Origin of the sequence: Kitasatospora sp. NPDC085895 (assembly GCF_040702125.1) — a bacterium.
Lineage (GTDB): Bacteria > Actinomycetota > Actinomycetes > Streptomycetales > Streptomycetaceae > Kitasatospora > Kitasatospora arboriphila.
In genome coordinates, this window is sequence record NZ_JBFBJY010000022.1 from 23,909 (window position 1) to 41,411 (window position 17,503).

A 17,503-nucleotide genomic window follows, 5' to 3' on the forward strand; every position below is an offset into this window, starting at 1 on the left:
TCATCACTGCGCGGGAGTGGTGCTCCCGGTTTCGGGTTCGACGGCGAGTTCGCGATCCAGCCGGGTGAGCGCGAGCAGCCGCGTGACGGGCGGACTCGGAGTGCGCAGGGTCAGGCGCCGCCCGGTGCGTGCAGCGACGTGGTGGGCCCCGGTCAGGGCGCGCAGGCCCCCGCAGTCGATGAAGGTCACCTCGGCGAGGTCGACGGCGACGTGCCCGTGGCGGGAGAGTGCGGCCACCAGTCGGGCCCGCAGCGCGTCGGCCGTGGCGATGTCGATCTCCCCGTGCGCCGTCACCACGGTGACTCCGCCGTCCGGTTGGGACGGCGGCACCGCGGCCTCCCCGGAAGACGGGGCAGCCGCGGTGCGGGTGCCGCGGAAACCCGCACCCTCGGCCGGGAGCCACTCCGGGACGCAGATGGCGGCCATCGCTCATCCCTCCCTTCGAGTCCACCTGTCCTCCCCGCCGACCGGCGGCTCACCGCGTCAGGACCGGATCTCCTTGCGGTCGGAGACACCGGCGACTCCGATCTTGCGGGACTTGGCCTTCTGGGTGACCGGGATGTGCAGCGTGAGCACACCGGCCTCGTACTCGGCGCGGATGTTGTCGGTGTCCAGGGTGTCGCCGAGGAACAGCTGCCGGGAGAAGACGCCCAGCGGCCGCTCGGAGACCTCCATCTCGATGTCGTCACCCTTGGCGACCGGGCGGCGCTCAGCCTTGACCGTCAGCACGTTCTGCTCGACGTCGATGTCCACCGCCTCCGGGGTCACGCCCGGCAGGTCGAAGACGACGAGGTACTCGTCGCCGGACCGGTAGGCGTCCATCGGCATCGCCGACGGCCGCGACCAGGTGCCGGTCGTGCCGAGGAGCTGCTGGGTGAGGCGGTCGAACTCACGGAACGGATCGGTGCGCATCAGCATCGTGAACACCTCCACACGGTCCGGGTGCGGAACAACCGGAACGTATCGTCCACAAACCTTGTAGCATGTCGTCTATCGGATGACAAGGCCCTGTGAGTGGACCGTGACGGCATCGGCGCCCAGGACACCGGCCACCGGGGATGAGGGGCCACGGCCGCTGCTGACCGCCCTGGCGGCCATGGCCGATGCCGTCACCGCAAGCCCCGACGCCGCGGCCGATCCGGCGGACCGTACCCTGCACGCCCTCGCGGTGATGCGGCAGCTGCGACAGGCGCTCGACCAATGGGAGCCGCACTTCATCGAGACCGCACGGGGTGCCGGCGCCACCTGGGAGGATCTGTCCGGGCCGCTCGGTGTGGGCAGCCGGCAGGCCGCCGAACGCCGCTATCTGCGCACCCGGCACAGCGCGGCCTCTCCCGGAACGACGCAGGACCAGCGGGTGCGGGCCGAACGCGACCGCCGCGCCGCCGAGCGCAGCGTCACCGCCTGGGCCCGCGCCAACCCCACCACGCTGCGCGGCCTCGCCAGCCAGATCGCCGCCCTCGACACCACCGCCTACGGAACCCGCCGTCACCTCGCGACCCTGCGCGCCGCGCTCGGCGCGGACGACGCATCGCTGTTGCTCGAGCCGCTCGCGGCGCTCGCCGCGCACCTCGCCGCCGGACGGCCGGACCTCGCCGCCCGGATCGACGCCCTCGTCCGCCACGCCGACCAGCTCCGCCGCGACAGCGACCAACACCGCACCTGACAGGCGGATCCGGCTCCCTGGACAGCAGCCCCAGCACTGTCGATCGGCGACCTGCACCTGTCGAACGCCGTCGCCCGGGCGCTCGCCGGGAGGACCCGAGGGACGGACGAGGAGATGCTCGAACTCCTCGCGCCCTTCGCCGGCCACCGCCACCGGGTCCGCCGCCTCATCCGCGGCGCGCGCGCAGCGCGATTCGGGCCGCGCCTGACACCCGACGACCACCGCCGCCGGTGATCGTGCCGCGGCGGGCCAGGCGGGATATCGGTTCGCGGCGGGCAGGCGCCCCCGCCGTCGCTCCACCACGGTCCGAACGGTCGAGGCCGTTGAGTGGAGGGTGAGGGCCGGTGAAGAACCGCTACGGCTTCCTTGATCCGGCCGAGGTTGATCAGGTGTTCCGCGAGAGTCCGGCGCACGGTCGGATGTTGCTCCAGGAGTGCGATGGCCTCCGCCGGGCGTCCTGCGTCGACCAGCAGGCCCGCGACGGCAACCACTGCGTACGAGCCGTCTGCTTCGGACGGCCGTGGTCGGCGTGGAGGTCGCAGAGCGTGTGGACGATCCAGTCGTCGGCGCCGAACTCCTCAGCCAGGGCCGGCATCACGTGGATCGCCCCACCGCCCCGGCCGTGGTGCAGGAGGAGCTGGATGAGCGGCACCGCCGCGTTGACAGGGCGAACGACCGGATTCCCCGGTTCACGGTGGGCCCGGATCGCAGGTTCCACGTCGCCACGCTCCTCGAGGATCTCGGCGAGGCGCTGCACCGCGTGGCCGTGGTCCTCGGTCGCGGCGTACCGCCGCAGTTCGTCGAGCCGGCGGTGGCCGGCCAGGAGGTCAGCGAGCTGGTCGCGGTTGTTGACCGATGTGGTCTCGCGGGTGCGCAGCGGGGCGATCGCCTCGTCGCGGCCCGTGCCGGCGGCGGCTTCGACGAAGGCGGCCGCGAGGAACCATTCGGTGATGTGAGGCTTCAGCAGGTCGAACGCCTCCGTGCCGCGGCTGTTGCGAGTGCGGAGTCGGGCGACGTACCGGAGGGCGGTGTGGTGCTGGGCCTCTGCATCCGGGCGGATGAGGGCGGGAGCGTCCTCGTCTGTCCAGAGCGCTGCAGCAGATCGGCTGTGGCTTCGGCGGCCTTCCACCAGCCCGTGGCGAGGTAGGGGGCGAGCATTTCCGGGGCTTCGTCGCGCCGGCCCCGGTCTTCGAGGATCCGTACCCACGTCCGGAGGCAGAACCAGTCGCCGTCGCGGGCCTTCAGCTCCACCTCGTCGATGTGGCCGAACTCCACCAGGCGGGAGACGGGATCCGGGGGAATCCACCCGTCGGCGATGGTGCGTTCACGGTGATCGAGGTCTTCGGCGTCCACGGGGCGGAACCGTCCCTGCCGACTCCGACAGGGCTCTTGGAAGTTGCAAGGTCATGCCGGTTCCGGGACGGGTTCCAGGAGCTGGGGGCCGTTGTTGCGGACGTTGTTCACGGCGGTGGAGACGGGGGTGGCGGTGAGCCGGCCGTCGGCGGGGGTGTGGAGCAGGGCGCGGAGTTCGTCGGGGTCGGTGCGGGCGGGGTCGAGCCACGCGTCGGCGTCCGCGGGGCCGATGGTGAGCGGCATGCGGTCGTGGATGCGGCCGGCGGCGTCGGTGGCTTCGGTGGTGATGACGGTGACGGTGGCGAGCCAGGCGGCGGGGTCACCGGCGGGCCGGGTCTTGTCGTGCCAGAACTCGTACAGGCCCGCCATCGCCATCAGGGAGCCGTCCGCGGGGGCGATGAAGTAGGGCTGCTTGCGGGGCTTCGCGCCCTCGGCGGCCGGCAACGGCGTCCACTCGTAGAAGCCGTCGGCGGGGAGCAGGCAGCGGCGGGAGGCGAAGGCGCGCCGGTAGGCGGGCTTCTCGTGGACGGTCTCGACCCGGGCGTTGATCATGCGGGCGCCGACCGAAGGGTCCTTCGCCCAGGACGGCACCAGGCCCCAGCGCAGGGCGCGGAGCTGGCGCCGGATCTCGCCGGTCTCCTTGTCGAGGCGCTCCAGCACCGTCCAGACGTCCTTGGTCGGGGCGACGTTGTAGTCGGGCTGCAGCGTCTCGGCAGGATCCCAGTGGGCCACGTTGAACAGGCCGACGAGGTCCTGGGGACTGCTGGTGGAGACGTACCTGCCGCACATCTTCCCCACTGTGCCACCGGGCACCGACAACCGGGCGCACCGGCGCGGCGTTTCGCAGGCAGGGCCCACGCGGGAACGGGCACGACCGCGGGGTGCCGGCCGGCCGGTTCGCGGGATGTGGTGGCCGGCTACGGCCGTCGGGGCCGGGAGTAGTCCGGCAGGGCTGCGGCGTTCCTCGCCTGCAGGCGGCGGTCCAGTGCGCCGATCGCGTTCATGAGCGGGAGGCGGGCGAAGGCGTCGCGGACGAACCGGCCGCCGGCGGTCCCGGGGATCATGATGCGGACGTTGGGCCCGATCCGCTGCTTCCGGTCGACCAGCGGGCGGTGGACGGTGTGGTAGCGGGGGAAGGCGGCCAGGTGGTCGCCGTCCGCGGCAGCCAGCTCCCCCGCCAGGCGGTAGGCGCCGACCAGGGCCAGTTCCGCGCCGGCGCCCGATGCGGGCGACGCGCACCAGGCGGCGTCCCCGACCAGCGCGACGCGGCCGTTGTGCCAGGAGTCCATCCTGACCTGGCCCAGGGCGTCGAAGTAGAACTCCGGGTCGGTGAGAGCGGAGTCGAGGAGTTCCTGGATCCGCCATGACCTGTCACCGGCGAACCGCTCGCTGATCAGGTGCTTGTGCTCCGTGACATCCCGGTGGTCGTACTCCAGCGGCGCGGAACGGAACATGAAATAGGCCTTGGCCTGGGCATGATTCCCGGAACGGTAGATTCCGGCCATGCGGCCCGGAGTGTTGAACATCGTCACCCAGCGGTCCTCACCGAGGGAGGCGTCGGCGCCCGCGAAGGCGAAGTAGTGATCCTTGAACCGGACGAACCGCGCCTCCGGTCCGAAGGCGAGCCGACGGACGGTGGAGTGCATCCCGTCCGCGCCGACGACCAGGTGGAAGCGGCGGGCGGGGGCCCGTTCGAAGGTGACGAGCACGCCGCGGTCGTCCTGCTCCAGGCGCCGGACGGAGTCGTCGAACAGGTACTCGGTGTCGGTCACTTCGCCCAGCAGCGCGACGAGGTCGCCCCGCATGATCTCCACGGAGCCCGGGTCCCGCGTGTCGACCCGGGCCAGGACCCGGTCCGAGGAGTCGACGAACTTCATTCCCCGGACATCGGCGGCCAGCTCGCGGACCCGTGACATGATCCCCATCCGCTCGGCGACTTCGACGGCCCCGGCGCGCACGTCCACCCCGTTGCCGCCGGTGCGCAGCGCCGGAGCCCGCTCGACCACCGTGGTCCGGAAGCCGTACCGGGTCAGCCAGTGCGCCAGGGCCAGACCGGCGATGCTTCCCCCGGAGATCAGGATCCGCTCGTTCATCGGCAGCTGCTTTCCGCTATTCTAAGTGGAATAGGCATTCCAGTAGAGTATGTGGAAGGCGCGTTTCACTTGTCAACCTCCGGAACCCCCCGCCGGGCCGACGCCCTGCGCAACCGCCGGCTCGCACTCGACGCGGCAACCGCACTACTGGCCGAGCCCGGCACACCGCTCACCGTCGAGACGATCGCGAGAAGGGCGGGGCTGGGAGCAGCCACCGTCGTGCGCACGTTCGGCGGCAAGGACGCCCTCCTCGACGCGGCGGTCTCCGGTTTGCTCGCGCCCGTCGTCCAGCGGGCCCGCGACCTGCTCGCCGGGACGGAGTCCGGACAAGCCCTGGACCTCTTCCTCCCCGAGCTGGTCGCCTTCCAGAGCGCGCACCACTCCGCCGGCGACCAGCTGGGGGGCCTGAACATGCCCACCACCACCGCCCTGCGCGGCGACCTCGCCCGTGTGATGGAAGAGATGGTCGAAGGAGCCCAGCGGAACGGCGCGGTCCGCACCGACGTCGATCCCGCCGTCGCGACCAGCCTGATCGGCCGAACCGCCCTGGCGATCGCCCGCGCTCAGCCTCCTTCCCAGCAGCTCGTCGATGCCTACCTCACCGTCCTGCTGCAAGGACTCCGTCCCCCCACCTGACGAAGCCGTCCGGCTGCGGGGAGGACGGCTGGTGGCGCGGTGGAGTCGTCGTCACCGGGCAGGCGGCCGGTTCCGGGATCCGGTCGGCCCGGTGGGTGACGGCGGCCTTCGCGATCAGGGCGTCTGAATCCCGGCGCGACGGCGCCTGCAGTGTCATCGTGCCGGGCGGCGGTCACGGCAGGTGGAGCTCGGCCCAGACCGTCTTGCCCACCTCCTCGGGGCGGTGGCCCCAGGCGTGGGCGATGTGGTCGACGATGCGCAGGCCGCGGTGGTGCGGCTCCCCCGGCCCGACGGGAAGGATCCGGGGGCTCGGCCGGGCTGGTGTCGGTGACGTCGATCCGCAGCCGCCCTCCGCGCACGGCGAGCCACAGCTCCACGGCGACCGGGCCGCCGGCGTGGTCGACGGCGTTGGTGATCAGCTCGGCCGCCACCAGCAGCACGTCGTCCACGGCTGCCGCCTCGGTCCCGGGCCGCCAGTGCGCCAGCGTGCGGCGGACGAAGTCGATGCCCCGGCGCACCGCTGCGCCGCGCTCGCCCGGCGGGAAGGCCAGGCGGCGGTGGGCCGTGGCGGCAAGCGATGGACACATGACCGTACTCGAGCAGGTCGAAGAGGGGCGTTCGCGTCTGCCCCGTCGCGCGCGTTCCATGCCCCGGACGGCAGCAGCGGCTCCCGCGGCGCCCTAGGGTGCGGACAGGCCGCGCCGGCGCAGCGCCTGCTCGAGGTGGGGGGAAGGTCGGGAACAGCCCGTCGGTGCCGGCGATCGCCAGGGTGCGGCGCACGCACGTGCAGGGGGCGGTCAGGACCAGCGGGGGGCCGGCCGCTCATGCGGTGCGGCGGGCCACCAGCAGCACGTTCACCACGCTGGAGGTGAACAATGCGCACCGCGGACAGGTCCACTGCCAGGAGGGCCGGGCGCCGGCCGATGGCCGCGTTCAGTGCCTGCCGCACCTGTTCCTGGTTCTCCGCGTGCAGCATCCCGGCCAACGCGCACACCACCGCTCCCCCCGCCGGGGTGGTGCGGATCATGATGTCGGGTGTCGGCCCGGCCCGTTGCGCAAGACCGTCGTAGGCAGCCATGACGTGCCCTCCGAGCCCACCGCTGGCTCCACCCGAGGGGGTGGGCCGGGGCAGCATTTCCGCGCGGGGTCGGGAGACAGTGCGGCGACAGCCGACGGGCATCCGGCGAACACCACGATGACGTGCGCCGGTACACCGCCCCCACCCCGCCGGCCCGCCCCCACCCACCGGTCCCGCACCGATCCGCGCACGGCCCGGAGCCCCGAGGCGGCGCACCCGTCGCCGGCGGGGCTCGGCGGACTGCGGATCGGCCGGCGGGGCAGCCCGGGCGCCGCGCCGGCCGCCCGGCGGCACGGCTCCGGACGGCCGCGGGTGCGGCCGCGGGTACGGCCGCGGGTACGGGTGCGGGTGCGGCCGCGGGTACGGGTGCGGGTGCGGCGGAAAACGGCGCCGCGCATGGTGGAGGCATGTCGAACATCCACGTGCACGCCAAGCAGTTCCATCCGGACGTCCACCGCCTCACCCTGGGCGCCGCCATGGCCGGCGCCGGGGCCCTCCTGAGCGTCGCAGGAGCGGCTCTGGTCACCATCGCCCTCGTCACCGCCGGACGCCGGGTAGCCACCGCCTGGGAGACCCATCCAGTGGAAATGGCCTCCCGCACCGCCCATCAGGCCGCGTCCGCCACCAGCGCCGCCCGCGATGCCTGGCGCTCCAACGCCCGCTGAACCGGCGGACCCACCGGGTTGCCGAACCTGCGCGGCCGTCCCGAGTCCGCCGGCCGGCGGGACGACCGGGAACCACCGCTCCCGGCCCGGAGCGCGCAGCGCCCTCGAAAGCGGCGGCGCCCGGTCCGGGTTCATTCGTGCGGGCACGCCGGGACCGGACATCCGCGGCCGTCGCGGACTGCGCAGCGGCTGCGGTCAGGTCTGCGGCCGAGCCCCGACGGTGCGACCGGCATCCGCGCGGACCGGGCCCCGTGCGGTCCGGGTCCGGGACGCACGGCCTCAACGACGCACTCCGGGCAGTGAGGACGGGGCCGGCGCGGCCCGGCCGCAACACCCCGCCGGCCGGCGGTCGCCGTTCGTCCTGGGGCCGGCCGACCGGTGCACATCTCGCTGAGGGGGCCGGGAGCGGGTAGGAGCCCTGGAGATCCACCGTCACCAGCGCTCCGACGGTCCCCAGTCGAAGGACGGGCCATGATCCCGCTCTTGCACACCACCCACATCTCCGGGGTAACGCCCGGCACCGACCTGCTGCGCCTGCGCGGCGAGGCCGATCAGGACACCGCCCGCGACCTCCTGCGCGCCTTCGAGCACGCCCTCACCAGTCTCCCCACACCGCAGGCCCTGCTCGTCGACTGCCAAGGGCTCACCTTCTGCACCTCGGCCGGCCTGAACGTGATCCTCAAGGCCCGGCGCCTCGCACTGCGCCAGGGCACCACCCTGCGCCTGACGAACATTCCCGACCAACTGCGCCGCCTGCTGCGCGTCACCGAGACCGACACCGTCCTCACCACCCCCGACCCGGTCGACGGCCCCGCACCCGACGCCGTCTGAACACGCGACGGCGGCCGAGGCCCCACGCGGGACGCCCACGGATTCACCGTGCTACTCGGCGGGGTCCGAAGGCGTGGCGGTAGTGCGTCCCGAGGTCGCGGTGGGCGGCGTGGAGACACGTCCCGTCCGCAGGACCGAACGTGCCGCCCGACCGGGAGCGGAGCCCTCGGCGTCAAGGGTGCTCGGGTGGTCGAACTCAGGGGCGCGGGGGCACCTATGTGGCATCCGTACACCCTGAAGACACGTCCTGGGCGAGGCGGGCGCCGCGGTGCTGGTTGTGCGGGTGCCGTCGTCGCCGCTCCGGGCACCAGAGGTCGCGGGGTGGGTGTCCTGGAGGACGGTCTGCCACCATTCGGGTCCGTCCTCGATGCAGCGCAGCAGCACGCCTTCCCGGACGGCCCACGGGCAGACCGTGACCAGGCGCAGGCCCATGAGTTCATGGCGGTGTGGCCGACCACCGCACCGGCCGGGCTCTGCGCGGCACGCGGTGCGGAGATGCCGGGCAGAGCGGCGCGTTCGGCCGCCGGCAGGGCGCCGAGGGTGGTGATCGCCTGGCGCAGGTCCTTGCGGAGCATGCGCCGCGGGACGAAGGGGCCGTGGCGGCCCGGAGCGGCGCCGCACAGCCGGGCCGGCTGCTGGAAGGTGCGGGAGGTGGCGACGGTGGAGCGCGGGCCCTCCCAGCGGATCCGGTCCGCGACGTCCCGCAGCTGATGGCGTACGCGGCGGCGCACCTCCCGCAGCTCGGCCGCAGCGGGCGGACCGTGGCCGGCGAGGAGTTCCGTCGTGAGCCGGTTGGCGCCGAGCGGGAGGGTGGTGATGTCGGGGTGGGGGAAGGGGCGTCATGCTGCGGAGCCGCTTCGGGGAGACTGCGGGGTTGCGGCCCGGCGCCTGCACGGGAACCGGTGGGCGCCGGGCCGGTGGCGCGGGGGTCAGTCGGTGGAGATGGCCTCGAGGAGGTCGCCGGCCTTGGCGTCGGGCAGGGCGCGGGCGACATCGGCGAGGGCGACGATGCCGACCAGCCGGTGGCCGTCGATGACGGGCAGGCGGCGGACCTGGTGGGCTCCCATGGTGCGCAGGATCTCGCTCGCGTCGTCGTCGGCGCCGATGGTGACGGCCTCGCCCTGCGCGAGGGTTCCGGCCTTCACCTGCTGGGGGTCCTTGCCGGCTCCGAGGACCTTGACGACGATGTCGCGGTCGGTGAGGACGCCCTTGAGCCGGTCGTCACTGCCGCAGATCGGCAGGGCACCCACGTCCAGTTCGGTCATCTTCTTCGCGGCGTCCAGAACGGACTCCTGCTCGCCGATGCACTCGGCGCCCTCGGTCATGATCTCGCGGGCGGTGGTCATCGTGATCGTCTCCTTGCATGTGCCGGCCGGGCCGGTTCCGTTCTCGGGCGTCCTTCTCGCTCGGCGGGCGGCCCGCCCCCGGCAAGCGCCGATCGGAGCGGCGCCGGTTCGGTCGGACGTCCTTCTCGACGTTCGGCTGCCCCGGAACGCGCAAGCCATACCCGGCCCCCGTGACGGAGTGCGGAAAGACCGCGCGGTAGCCGGCCTCACGGCCGGACGCGCTGCAGCGCGTCCGGCCGTGCCTCCGGGGCGCCGGGTCGGCGTCGCGAGCTCCGGGCCGGAGACCACCGCCGGACGGCGGAGCCTGCTGCACCGAGACCCGCTCTCCTGTCGGACGGGTTCCCGCACCGGCAGTTCCTCGTCGGGGTCGGCGGTCGGGCACCGTGTCAGCCGCTCGCGGCCTCATCCGGTTTGAGGGTGTCGGTGGTGTGCCGGACGGCTTGCCGACTGCGGTCGGCGGTGGTCTGCGCGGCGTCCTGGGCCGTGGTCCTCACGGAGTCGACGGCCTCCCGGGCGGGCTGTTGCAGGTCCTCCTTCACTTCCTGGGCGGCCTGTCCGACCGCTTGCTTGATCGGTTCGGTGAGGTCGTCCGCGTGCTCGCGCAGCCGGGCGCCGGCCTGGCGCTCGACCCGGGTGGCCGGGAACAGGGTGCCGGCGAGCATGCCCGCGCCGAAGGCGATGATGCCGGCCGCCAACGGGTTGCCGCGGGTGCGGTGCCGGATCTCGGCGGGTGTCTGCTGCACGCCCTCGGCGAGTTGCCCGGCCGCGTTGTGGGCGCTCTCGGCGAGCTGCCCGGTGCCGTCCCCGACCCGGCCGGCGATGTCCTCGACCGTACTCGTGGTGTCGTCCACGGACCCCATCACACGCTCCTTCACACCGGTCAGTCCGCGCCGGGCGGCATCCGCCCGGCGGTGGGCGATCCTGCCGGGCGCCACCCGGTCGGCCAGCAGGTCGACGTTGTGCGCCAAGTGGGCCCTGCGGGCCTCGACCTCGTCCCTCAACTCATCGGGTGTCGCGCCCATCGGGCGTCCTCCTTCACGGTGTCGATCGTGCGCTCGGGAGCCGGGTGCACGTCCCTGAGTCGGGCCCGGCCGCGGGCGTAGAGCACCGCCGACGCCACCGCCCAGAGCACGGCCACGATCAGCGCCGCCCACGCCGTGTCGACGGCGTGGCCGAGGGCGAACATCACGGCCAGGCTCAGAAAGAGCACCAGCAGATGCCCCGCGTAGCCTGCGCCGGCCAGCAGACCGCCCGCCCGGCCGGCCTTGACGGCCTCCTCCTTCAACTCCGCCTTCGCCAGTGCGATCTCGTCGCGTACCAGGCCTCCGAGATCCTGCGTGATGTCACCGACCAGTTCTCCGACGCTGCCGGCGCCGGACCGGTGGGCATCGCCGTCCGGGCCGCCGTTCGGTGACATCGCCCGGTCGGACGGCGGGGCGGTCGGCGGCACACCCCGGGTCGGGCGGTCGGGCATGGCAGCCACGGTTCACCGCCCCCCGTCCGGCTGCGACCCCTGCTCGCCCACGCCCGAGGACGAGACGTGGAGGCCGGGCGGGGGCGGCGGAACCTCGTGCGGCAGACGGGACGGACCGCCGTCGGATTCGTACCGCTCCGCGTGCCCCACCGTTCCGCCGACCTCAGCCGCGGACCGCGTCCGCGCGGCCGCCGGAGGGCCGGTGGCGGGCACGGCCCGGCCCGACGTGGGCTCGACCGGCGGCGGCCCGCCGGCGGCGTCGCCGTTCGCGGCGGCCGTGCCCTTGCCGATGCGGCTGACCGCGAACCCGGCCAGCGCGGCGCCCGCCAGGAACATGCCCGGGCGGCGGCGGGCGAAGTTCTCCACCTCGTCCCACAGCCCGCGCGGCCCCTGCCGCTCCAGCCGGTCGGCGATACCGTGCCCCGCACCGGCCAGCCGCTGGACCACCATCGCGGCCGTCGAGTCCCCGTCCCCCTGACCGCCCATCCGCTCCAGGTCGTCGGCCGCCCCGCGAACACCCCGGGCCAACCGCTCGCTCTGCGACCGCACCTGACCGACGATCTCCTCACGCAGCCCCCCGACGAGCTGCCGGGCCTGCTCCTGCGCCTCGCCCGCGACCTTCCCTGCCTGGTCCTTGGCGGTGCCGGCCACCTGCGACGCTTCCTGCGCGACCGCGGTGGCGGCCTCACCCGCTCGGTCCGCGACAGCCGGCGTCTGCGGGCCTTCGCGATCTGTCATGGCATCCACGAGTCGTCACTCCTCACGTAGTCGCTCCCGGCTCAAGACCGGATCCACGCGCCTACCCGAAGCATCCGGCCCAACCCCACCTCCGCGTGGGAAAGTCCGGCCGGGCATCCGGGCGTACACACCGTTGCGCGGGCAGTCGGACAGCGGCTCCCGTCCCTGCGGACCGCTCGGTCCGGGGCGAGGGGGCCTCGCCCCGCCGGTGCCGGCCCCGGCGCCCGGCCGGCTGCCCCCCAGGACGAGACCCGCAGTCGGGCACAGGGGGGTCACCGACTGCGGGTCATCCACCGGACGCCCCGGCCGAGTGGCGGGCCGGGTGCCGTGCCACCGCGTGTTTCCGGTTCCCTTCCGGCAAACCGGCCGCCGGCGGTCACGCCCGAACAGCCGTCCTTCGAAGCGTGGCGTGGCCCACCCGCCCCCGAGCCCGAGGGACGGCCGGCGCACCGCCGCTGTCCGGCGCCCGCGCTTCGCGGGACCACCAGCCGCAGAACGTCACCTGTTTCCGTTTCGTTCAGTGGAACCGGCGGCCATCGCCGTACGCCTGCGGCACGGGATCCTGTGCGGAGGGGCCGCCGGGCCCCACCCCGGATCGTCGCGCACCGCGGCTCACGAGGTGGCCGACGGCCTCGGCAGCCGGGTGCGCCTCGCCGGCACCCCCAGGTCAGGTGCCTCGGGCGCCCAGGCCGGACGCGGCAGGTCCGGAAGCAGCCGCTGCGGCCGCGCCGGAGGCGGGTAGGGCGGAGCGGGCGGGGGCGGCCCGATCGTGACCGAACTGCCCCGCGCCTGTGGCAACCGGCGCTCCCGGGCGTCCTCACGACGAGGCGTCCATCCGATGCGGTCACCGCCGCGGCCGGTTCCGCCGAGGCTGCGCGGGTAGCCGCGCGGGCATGACCACTTCCACCAGACCCTTCGCGGTCGTGACCGGTGCCTCCAGCGGCATCGGGTACGAACTCGCCCGCGAGTTCGCCGAGCACGGCTTCGACCTCCTGGTCAACGCCGAGGACGGCGGGCTCGCCGCTGCCGCCGAGGAATTGCGCGGCCACGGCGTCGCCGTCACCGACGTCCGCGCCGACCTGCGGACCCATCACGGCGTGGACACCCTCTGGTCCGCCATCGCCGCGACCGGGAGACCCGTGGATGCCGCCGCACTCAACGCGGGTGTCGGCCGGGGCGGGCCGTTCCTCGACACCGGTCTCGACGACGAGTTCGAGATCATCGACGTCAACATCACCGCCACCGTGCACCTGGCCAAACGGCTGCTGCGCGAGATGGCCGCCCGCGACGAGGGCCGCATCCTCATCACCTCGTCGATCGCCGCGACCATGCCCGGCCCCTTCCAGGCCGTCTACAACGCGTCGAAGTCCTTCCTCCAGTCGTTCGCCCAGGCCCTGCAGAACGAGCTGAAGGACACCGGCGTCACCGTCACCGCCCTGATGCCCGGCCCGACCGACACCGACTTCTTCCGGCGCGCCGGCATGCAGGACACCAAGGTCGGCAGCGGGCACAAGGACGACCCCGCCCAGGTCGCACGGCAGGGGTTCGACGCCCTGATGGCCGGCAAGGACAAGATCATCGCCGGTTCGCTCAAGACCCGGGCCCAGGGTCTCGCCAACAAGGTCCTGCCCGACAGTGCCAAGGCCGGGACCCACCGCCGGATGGCCGAACCGGGCTCCGGCGTGCCCGGTCCCGACGACGCCGCGTGACGGCTTCCGGTACCCGCAGGCCCACCGCCGTCCCCCACCACGAAGGAGCAAGCGATGCGTGCAGTCACCTGGCACGGATAGCGCGACGTCCGCGTCGACGAGGTTCCCGATGCCACGGTCGAGGACCCCACCGACGTTCTCGTCGAGATCACCAGCACCGGCCTGTGCGGCTCGGACCTGCACCTCTACGAGGTCCTCGGCCCGTTCCTGGACAAGGGCGACATCCTCGGCCACGAACCGATGGGCGTCGTCCGCGAGGTCGGCCCCGAGGTGACGAAGCTCCGATCCGGCGACCGGGTCGTCGTTCCCTTCAACGTCAGCTGCGGCACCTGCCGCATGTGCACCGCCGGCCTGCACTCGCAGTGCGCCACCACCCAGGTCACCGAGTACGGCAACGGCGCGGCCCTGTTCGGCTACACCAAGCTCTACGGCCAGGTCCCCGGCGGCCAGGCCGAACTGCTGCGGGTCCCGTGCGGCGACACCCTGCCGGTCAAGGTGCCCGACGGGCCGCCGGACGACCGCTTCGTCTTCCTCTCCGACGTCCTGCCCACTGCCTGGCAGGCCGTCGAATACGCAGCGGTGCCGGACGGCGGCAGCCTCGCCGTCCTCGGCCTCGGCCCCGTCGGCGACATGTGCACCCGCATCGCGCGCCTCCGCGGAGCGCAGCAGGTGATCGGCATCGACCTCGTCCCGGAACGGCTGGAGCGCGCCCGCCGGAACGGCGTCATGACCCTGGACCTGCGCGACCACGACGACGTCGCCCAGGTGGTCCGCGACCTCACCGACGGCCTCGGCCCCGACGCCGTCATCGACGCCGTCGGCATGGAGGCCCACGGCTCCCCGGCGCGCAGACCGCCCAGCGCATCACCGGCCTGCTGCCCGACGCGGTCGCCGAACGCTTCATGCTCCGCGTCGGCGTCGACCGCCTGCACGCACTGAACCTCGCCATCGGCATGGTCCGCCGCGGCGGCACCATCTCGATCTCCGGCGTCTACGGCGGCATGACCGACCCGCTGCCGCTGCTCGCCCTCTTCGACAAGCAGATCCAGCTCCGCATGGGCCAGGCCGACGTCCGCCGCCGGGTCGACGACCTGCTGCCGCTGCTCACCGACGACGACCCCCTCGGCGTGGACGGGTTGGCCACCCACCACCTGCCCCTCGCCGAGGCGCCCGCCGCCTACGAAACGTTCCAGAACAAGGGCGACGGCGCCGTCAAGATCCTCTTCCGGCCGTGACGGCGGCTGTAGGCCGTACCCCGTGCAGAGCGGCCGGGCACGGCACCGGGGGCGGTGAGGCCGTGCCGGTCGGCGGGTGGCCACAGACCGTCCGCCCCTGTCAGCAATCGACCGTGTCCCGGGTTTGGCCGTCCCCGCACGGGACAGGCGCCGCGCCATGACCCTCATGAACTCGATACGACCGGCAGACGTCTCGGCCCTCGCCGCGGACGGCTCGGGCCCCCATCTGTGGCTGATCGCGGCCGGCGCGGCCGTGGTGGTCGTCCTCGTCCTGGCCTTCGTCCTCGGCCGGCGTCGCGAGGACCGCGAGCCGCCACCGGTGGATCTGAGGAGCACCGAAGAGCCGAGCGACAAGGCGCGCAAGGGCGAGTCGTAGGAACGGGCGACCGGTGCCCTGTCGTCCGGGGACGGCACCGCGCCGACGGCCGACATCGAGCCCCCTCCCCGCCGGTGACCCCCTCGCCGTCGTCCGGAGCGGGGCTCGGCAGGGATATCAAGAGCCGGGGCCGGCAGGGGCCACCAGCGTGGTGGTGGGCTGCTCCGCCGTCCCCGGCCCCTCCGACAACACCGCCGCACCGTTCACCTTCGGACTGGCATGGCTGACCCACCTCGCCCTGGGACGCACCCTCGGGTCCGGTACCCGCCCGTCCTGACAGCAGCGCTCGGCCGCGCGCCCACCGGCAGCGCCCGCCCGGCAGAGCGCCCGGCTCCCCGGCGGGCACCGGACCGCTGTCTCCGACGCCGGTGCCTTCACCCACGACCCACCGCTGGCGCGCCTCGCTGCCCGGTCAGTTGTCGAACAGCGGATCCGGGTCGGCCCGGGCCGCACGGTGCGCGGGTCGCGGGTCGGGTTCGGAGGGGATCGTCACCTCGACCCAGACGGCCTTGCCCCCGCCGTCGGCGGCCCAGCCCCAGTCGGCGGCGATGCGGTCGACGAGGATCAGGCCGTGCCCGTGCGGGGTGTCCGGGCGGTAGTCCTCCTGCAGGCGCGGCCGGGCGGGGGAGGTATCGGTGACGGCGATTCGCAGCCGCCCCGGGTGCTTCTCCAGGCCGAGGGCGAGTGGGCCGCCGGCGTGCTCGGCGGCGTTCGCCAGGAGTTCGGCGGCCACCAGCACCGTGTCGTCGGCGGCCCGGGGGCCGGTCAGGTGCCAGACGGCGAGGGCGTGGCGGGTGAAGTCGATGCCCTCGCTCACGCAACCGCCGCCCCGGCGGTCGGGCGGGAAGTCCAGCTGTCGGCGGTCCAGGACTGCGGAGGAAGGGGAGGCGAACATGGCTTTCCCTGGTCGATACCGAAGGTTCTCCGCCCCGGACGTCTGCCCACTCCGGCGCCGTCTACGCCTCTGGGCTCCGCGGCGGCCGGGCGTACCCGGCCGCTTCCCGGACACTCGCGCAGACGGGGAACAGCTCGGTGGCACCGGTCACCTCCAGGACCCGGCGTACCCCGCCGGGCGGGGAGATCAGCACCACCGGGACGGCCCGGTCGGACGCGGCCTCGCGGGCCTGCAGCAGGGCGTTCAGGGCGCTGGAGGTGAACAGCTCGACCCCGTGCAGGTCGAGGGCCAGCACCTGCGGCAGCAGGCCGAGCCCCTCGGACACCGCGGCGCGGACCTCGTCCTCGGTGTCGTGGTGGAGGTCACCTGCGAGCGTGCACACGGCGACCGCGCCCACCAGTTCGACGCCGGTCTTCAACTCGTCCGCCACGCCTCGCGCTCCTTCCGCCCGCCGCGGGACCGTTCCGTCGGCCGCGATCGGACCCCGTCGGGGAACCCGCCGGAGCCGGGCCGCCCTGACCGCGGACCGGCTCCACCGTCCACCGTAAGTCGCGCCGCCGCCCGCGGCACCCAGGCCCAGCAGGTCCCCGGCGGCCGGCCCACCCTCCACGGGGCCGACCACGACACCGTCGGCGACGACCGTGACCTCGCACATGCTCCGGTTGCCCGGACGCCCCGCAGGGCTCACCCGAGGTCGAGGTCCGCCACGCCCTGGAGCGCCGCCCCGCTCGCCCGCACCTCGTCGAGCCAGTCCGCGAAGACCTGCGCCTGGCGGCCGACCGCGACGTCGGCGAGATCGGGCGGCCACGTGCCCGGCGCCACCACCGTGACCACCACACCGCCGGCCCCCGCCGCGGCCGACAACCACTCCTGCGGGGTCTCCATCACCGGCGCCGGCTCCCACACCTCACGGCCGCCGACCAGCACCAGCCGCTCGAACCGCCCACCGCGGACCTGCACCGTCCCCGTCGACACCGGCACGCCGCCCGCAGCCACGAACCCGCTCTCCCACGCATCCGTCGCCAAGCCGCCCCAGTGGCCGGCGTCGACCTCGACGACGACCTCGGCCAGCGCGCTGCCGTCGCCCGTCTCCCGCACCACCAGCGCCCACAGCACCGGACCCTCACCCACCGCCGTCACCCCCAGATCGACGAACCAGCGCGCCGCGCGTCCTCACGTGCCCGGATGCGCCTCCGTCTTCAGCGACCACGACCCGCCCGGACAACCGGCCGGAAGCGGCGGGAACCGGTGCCCCTTCACATCCGTGCTCCAGTGGTGCCCGGCCCCGCAGTCGCACTCGTAGATCCCGCTCGCGGGCACGATCTCACCGGGATGCCACGACGTCTTCTCCTCGTCCATACCCCCGGTCTACGACAGCACGGGGTCCACCGCGACCGCGGACGTGGAT

21 protein-coding genes and 3 pseudogenes are annotated in these 17,503 nt (G+C 73.9%); 9 read left to right on the forward strand and 15 right to left on the reverse strand.

The genetic code is table 11. From position 1 onward, the window contains the following. Window positions 1-3: 3 nt before the first annotated feature. Window positions 4-426, reverse strand: a complete 423-nt coding sequence (locus AB0442_RS16475) for an STAS domain-containing protein (protein ID WP_366163428.1) — start codon at window positions 424-426, stop codon at window positions 4-6. A 57-nt stretch (window positions 427-483) separates the two neighbouring features. After that, complete coding sequence (locus AB0442_RS16480; RefSeq protein ID WP_366163572.1) at window positions 484-918, reverse strand: Hsp20/alpha crystallin family protein; 435 nt, start codon at window positions 916-918, stop codon at window positions 484-486. A gap of 178 nt (window positions 919-1,096) precedes the next feature. Here AB0442_RS16480 and AB0442_RS16485 point away from each other — a divergent pair, with 178 nt between their 5' ends. Beyond that, the gene (locus AB0442_RS16485; RefSeq protein WP_366163430.1) at window positions 1,097-1,666 is read left to right on the forward strand and encodes a hypothetical protein; all 570 of its coding nucleotides are present in this window, start codon (window positions 1,097-1,099) and stop codon (window positions 1,664-1,666) included. A gap of 380 nt (window positions 1,667-2,046) precedes the next feature. Here AB0442_RS16485 and AB0442_RS16490 read toward each other — a convergent pair. Beyond that, window positions 2,047-2,157, reverse strand: a pseudogene (locus tag AB0442_RS16490) (hypothetical protein); the annotation flags it as partial. Window positions 2,158-2,195: 38 nt separating this feature from the next. Here AB0442_RS16490 and AB0442_RS16495 point away from each other — a divergent pair. Next, on the forward strand, window positions 2,196-2,813 hold the full coding sequence (locus AB0442_RS16495; RefSeq protein WP_366163432.1) for a hypothetical protein: 618 nt from the start codon (window positions 2,196-2,198) through the stop codon (window positions 2,811-2,813). A gap of 257 nt (window positions 2,814-3,070) precedes the next feature. On the opposite strand, the gene AB0442_RS16500 is transcribed toward AB0442_RS16495, so the two are convergent. After that, a complete protein-coding gene (locus AB0442_RS16500) occupies window positions 3,071-3,808 on the reverse strand; it encodes an SOS response-associated peptidase (protein ID WP_366163434.1) in 738 nt (245 codons plus the stop codon). A gap of 128 nt (window positions 3,809-3,936) precedes the next feature. Next, window positions 3,937-5,112, reverse strand: a complete 1,176-nt coding sequence (locus AB0442_RS16505) for an FAD-dependent monooxygenase (protein ID WP_366163436.1) — start codon at window positions 5,110-5,112, stop codon at window positions 3,937-3,939. Window positions 5,113-5,181: 69 nt separating this feature from the next. On the opposite strand from AB0442_RS16505, the gene AB0442_RS16510 reads away from it, so the two are divergent. Then, on the forward strand, window positions 5,182-5,748 hold the full coding sequence (locus tag AB0442_RS16510) for a TetR/AcrR family transcriptional regulator (RefSeq protein ID WP_366163438.1): 567 nt from the start codon (window positions 5,182-5,184) through the stop codon (window positions 5,746-5,748). On the opposite strand, the gene AB0442_RS16515 is transcribed toward AB0442_RS16510, so the two are convergent. Further along, on the reverse strand, window positions 5,706-6,395 hold the full coding sequence (locus AB0442_RS16515; protein WP_366163439.1) for an ATP-binding protein: 690 nt from the start codon (window positions 6,393-6,395) through the stop codon (window positions 5,706-5,708). The two genes, AB0442_RS16510 and AB0442_RS16515, sit on opposite strands and share 43 nt — an antisense overlap. A gap of 838 nt (window positions 6,396-7,233) precedes the next feature. On the opposite strand from AB0442_RS16515, the gene AB0442_RS16520 reads away from it, so the two are divergent. Further along, window positions 7,234-7,491 (forward strand): hypothetical protein, encoded by a 258-nt coding sequence (locus AB0442_RS16520; RefSeq protein ID WP_366163441.1) that lies wholly within the window; start codon window positions 7,234-7,236, stop codon window positions 7,489-7,491. Between the two features lie 471 nt (window positions 7,492-7,962). After that, window positions 7,963-8,322 carry an STAS domain-containing protein gene (locus tag AB0442_RS16525; protein ID WP_366163443.1) on the forward strand — a complete coding sequence of 120 codons (360 nt, stop codon included), beginning with the start codon at window positions 7,963-7,965 and terminating at the stop codon, window positions 8,320-8,322. 345 nt (window positions 8,323-8,667) lie between these two features. Here AB0442_RS16525 and AB0442_RS16530 read toward each other — a convergent pair. The 5 genes and pseudogenes from AB0442_RS16530 to AB0442_RS16550 all read right to left on the reverse strand — a co-directional run. Continuing rightward, window positions 8,668-9,146 (reverse strand): annotated as a pseudogene (locus AB0442_RS16530) (Ppx/GppA family phosphatase); the annotation flags it as partial. Window positions 9,147-9,251: 105 nt separating this feature from the next. After that, window positions 9,252-9,668 carry a CBS domain-containing protein gene (locus tag AB0442_RS16535; protein ID WP_366163444.1) on the reverse strand — a complete coding sequence of 139 codons (417 nt, stop codon included), beginning with the start codon at window positions 9,666-9,668 and terminating at the stop codon, window positions 9,252-9,254. Window positions 9,669-10,054: 386 nt separating this feature from the next. Further along, window positions 10,055-10,690, reverse strand: coding sequence for a DUF3618 domain-containing protein (locus tag AB0442_RS16540; protein WP_366163446.1), 636 nt, complete (start codon window positions 10,688-10,690; stop codon window positions 10,055-10,057). Further along, window positions 10,666-11,142, reverse strand: a complete 477-nt coding sequence (locus tag AB0442_RS16545) for a phage holin family protein (protein WP_366163447.1) — start codon at window positions 11,140-11,142, stop codon at window positions 10,666-10,668. Before AB0442_RS16545 ends, AB0442_RS16540 begins: the two co-directional genes overlap by 25 nt. Before the next feature lie 12 nt (window positions 11,143-11,154). Continuing rightward, entirely contained in the window at window positions 11,155-11,880 is a 726-nt protein-coding gene (locus AB0442_RS16550) for a hypothetical protein (protein ID WP_366163448.1), read from the reverse strand. 893 nt (window positions 11,881-12,773) lie between these two features. Here AB0442_RS16550 and AB0442_RS16555 point away from each other — a divergent pair. From AB0442_RS16555 to AB0442_RS16570, 4 genes and pseudogenes are all read left to right on the forward strand, one after another. Beyond that, entirely contained in the window at window positions 12,774-13,589 is an 816-nt protein-coding gene (locus AB0442_RS16555) for an SDR family NAD(P)-dependent oxidoreductase (RefSeq protein ID WP_366163449.1), read from the forward strand. A 54-nt stretch (window positions 13,590-13,643) separates the two neighbouring features. After that, window positions 13,644-14,824 (forward strand): annotated as a pseudogene (locus tag AB0442_RS16560) (alcohol dehydrogenase catalytic domain-containing protein). A 157-nt stretch (window positions 14,825-14,981) separates the two neighbouring features. Next, on the forward strand, window positions 14,982-15,200 hold the full coding sequence (locus AB0442_RS16565; protein WP_366163451.1) for a DUF6479 family protein: 219 nt from the start codon (window positions 14,982-14,984) through the stop codon (window positions 15,198-15,200). Between the two features lie 148 nt (window positions 15,201-15,348). Continuing rightward, the gene (locus tag AB0442_RS16570) at window positions 15,349-15,477 is read left to right on the forward strand and encodes a hypothetical protein (RefSeq protein ID WP_366163453.1); all 129 of its coding nucleotides are present in this window, start codon (window positions 15,349-15,351) and stop codon (window positions 15,475-15,477) included. A gap of 135 nt (window positions 15,478-15,612) precedes the next feature. On the opposite strand, the gene AB0442_RS16575 is transcribed toward AB0442_RS16570, so the two are convergent. The 4 genes from AB0442_RS16575 to AB0442_RS16590 form a co-directional block, all read right to left on the reverse strand. Further along, the gene (locus tag AB0442_RS16575) at window positions 15,613-16,095 is read right to left on the reverse strand and encodes an ATP-binding protein (RefSeq protein ID WP_366163454.1); all 483 of its coding nucleotides are present in this window, start codon (window positions 16,093-16,095) and stop codon (window positions 15,613-15,615) included. Between the two features lie 61 nt (window positions 16,096-16,156). After that, window positions 16,157-16,525: an STAS domain-containing protein gene (locus AB0442_RS16580; RefSeq protein ID WP_366163456.1), complete on the reverse strand. Its 369-nt coding sequence runs from the start codon at window positions 16,523-16,525 to the stop codon at window positions 16,157-16,159. Between the two features lie 254 nt (window positions 16,526-16,779). Next, complete coding sequence (locus AB0442_RS16585; RefSeq protein WP_366163457.1) at window positions 16,780-17,226, reverse strand: hypothetical protein; 447 nt, start codon at window positions 17,224-17,226, stop codon at window positions 16,780-16,782. A 42-nt stretch (window positions 17,227-17,268) separates the two neighbouring features. Next, on the reverse strand, window positions 17,269-17,454 hold the full coding sequence (locus tag AB0442_RS16590; protein WP_344624854.1) for a hypothetical protein: 186 nt from the start codon (window positions 17,452-17,454) through the stop codon (window positions 17,269-17,271). Window positions 17,455-17,503 lie beyond the last annotated feature (49 nt).